Origin of the sequence: Stenotrophomonas sp. S41 (assembly GCF_016624625.1) — a bacterium.
Classification (GTDB): domain Bacteria; phylum Pseudomonadota; class Gammaproteobacteria; order Xanthomonadales; family Xanthomonadaceae; genus Stenotrophomonas.
On the sequence record NZ_JACVTV010000198.1, the window covers coordinates 1 to 2,113 of the forward strand.

Here is a 2,113-nt window from a genome sequence, read left to right on the forward strand (position 1 = left end):
GTTTACGGCGTCCCCGCAAACCCACAGTGCCCCGCCATCCCACGGAATGCCCGCTCTTGATCTTGCTTCGGCTTCGGCTTCGGCTTGTGCAGGTGCGGGGCGCAGCCCTGCCGGAATACCCAGAACCCTCAGGCAAACAGCGGTGCCTGCCGCTGCTCCAACCGCAGCAACGCCGCCTTGGTCTCCAACCCACCCCCAAACCCGGTCAACGCACCATTGCTGCCAATCACCCGATGGCACGGCAGGATGATCGGCAACGGATTGCGCCCATTCGCCGCGCCCACCGCACGCGTCGCCGTCGGCTGGCCCAGGTGCTGCGCCAGCTGCAGGTAACTCCAGGTCTGCCCGAACGGAATCAGCGCCAACGCACGCCACACCCGCAGCTGGAACGGCGTGCCCTGCGGTGCCAGCACCAGATCGAAGGTGCTGCGCTCACCGTGCAGGAACTGCAGCAGCTGCTCGCGCGCCTCCGGCAACGCATCCGGTGAATACAGCCAGTCGCCGCGGCCACGCGCCGGGTGGCGGTTTTCCGGGAACAGCACGTGGGCCAGGCCACGCTCGTCACCGGCGATGGTCAGCTCGCCGATCGGGCTGTCGAAACGATCGAACAACAGGGTCATGTCGGTTCTCCAACAAAAGTGCCGGACAGGTGCCACAGGTGCAGCACCGCATAGGCGCGCCAAGGCCGCCAGGGTTGCGAACGTGCTTCGGTCGCACGTTCGCTCAGGCGCTGGCCCTGCGCATGGCCGAGTACCTGCTGCAGTACCAGGTCACCGGCGGGGAAGGCATCGGGTTGGCCCAGGCCACGCAGGGCGATGTACTGCGCTGTCCATGGCCCGATACCGGGCAGGGCCACGCAGCGGGCGACGAAATCCTCCAGTGCCTGGCCGGGGCCGAAATCCAGTTCACCACTGGCACAGGCCGCCGCCAGCGCACGCACGGTGGCCGCACGCGTGCGCGGCAGGCCGATCGATTCCAGCGGTGCCTCGGCCAGCACCTCCGGTGCCGGAAACTGGCGGTTGAACTCGGCGGGCATGCCGGGCAGGTGCGCACCCCAGGCATCGACCAAGCGGCGTGCGAAGGTGGTGGCCGCTGCGACGGTCACCTGCTGGCCCAGCACCGCGCGCACGGCCACTTCAAAACCATCCCAGCCGCCGGGGACGCGCAGGCCGGGCCGCTCGGCGATGCCGCGTGCCAGCAGCGGTTCCTCGGCCAGGGCGGCGTGCACCTGCTGCAGGTCGGCATCGAGGTCGAAGACCCGGCGCACGCGGCGCACGATGTCCGGAATCAGCCGCGGATCAACCGCGCCCAGCTGCAGGCGCAGTTCCGGTCGCTTGGGGTCAGCGGTGACGCGCAGGAGGGTGGGGCGTTCCGGCGTGCCGAGCACGCGCTGGTAACTGTCCTCGCCGATCAGTTCGATGCCCGGCAGGCTGCGCTTGCGCAGGAAGGCGAGCATGCGCGGGAAATCCAGCGGCGGGCGATAGCCCAGGCGCAGCACCAGGCTGCCATCGTCGGCTGCCGAGGGAGTGTGCTGGCGGCGCAGCGCGGTCGGCGCCATGCCGCAGCCCTGCAGGAAGGCGGTGTTGAAGCGGCGCAGGCTGTTGTAGCCAGCGGCCAGGGCAACGTCGGTGACCGGCAGGGTGGTTTCGGTCAGCAGCTGCTTGGCCAGCAGCAGGCGATGGGTGGCGTGGATCTGCCCGGGCGTGGCGCCCAGGTGCTCGACGAACAGGCGCTGCAGCTGGCGTGCGCTCACGCCCAGTTTCGCGCCGAGTTCGGCCACGGCCTGGTCCTGCAGGAAGCCGCCATGGATGAGCGCCAGGGCGCGCTGTACGGTCTGCCCGGCCAGGGCCTGCTGTGCCTGCGGGGCGAGTTCGGGGCGGCAGCGGAGACACGGCCGGTAGCCGGCGGCGGCGGCCGCGGCGGCAGTCGGGTAGTAGCTGATGTTGCGCGGCTTCGGCGGCGGTGCCGGGCAGACCGGGCGGCAGTAGATGCCGGTGCTGCGCACGGCGGTGAAGAACACGCCGTCGAAGCGCGCGTCGCGGGCCAGGCGGGCACGGTCGCAGGCGGCGTGGTCGAGGGTGGGGGCGGTGTCCATGGCGCCAGTCTAGGGCGG

The 2,113-nt window shown here is 70.6% G+C and carries 2 protein-coding genes; both read right to left on the reverse strand.

From position 1 onward, the window contains the following. Positions 1–128: 128 nt before the first annotated feature. Complete coding sequence (locus IAE56_RS20830) at positions 129–620, reverse strand: methylated-DNA--[protein]-cysteine S-methyltransferase (RefSeq protein ID WP_200753828.1); 492 nt, start codon at positions 618–620, stop codon at positions 129–131. After that, positions 617–2,095, reverse strand: a complete 1,479-nt coding sequence (locus IAE56_RS20835) for a DNA-3-methyladenine glycosylase 2 (RefSeq protein WP_200753829.1) — start codon at positions 2,093–2,095, stop codon at positions 617–619. The genes IAE56_RS20830 and IAE56_RS20835 overlap by 4 nt, the downstream gene beginning before the upstream one ends. Between the last annotated feature and the right edge of the window lie 18 nt (positions 2,096–2,113).

Coding starts and splice junctions, on each gene's coding strand:
- IAE56_RS20830 (WP_200753828.1), bottom strand. CDS start 620: ATGACCCTGTTGTTCGATCGTTTCGACAGCCCGATCGGCGAGCTGACC.
- IAE56_RS20835 (WP_200753829.1), bottom strand. CDS start 2,095: ATGGACACCGCCCCCACCCTCGACCACGCCGCCTGCGACCGTGCCCGC.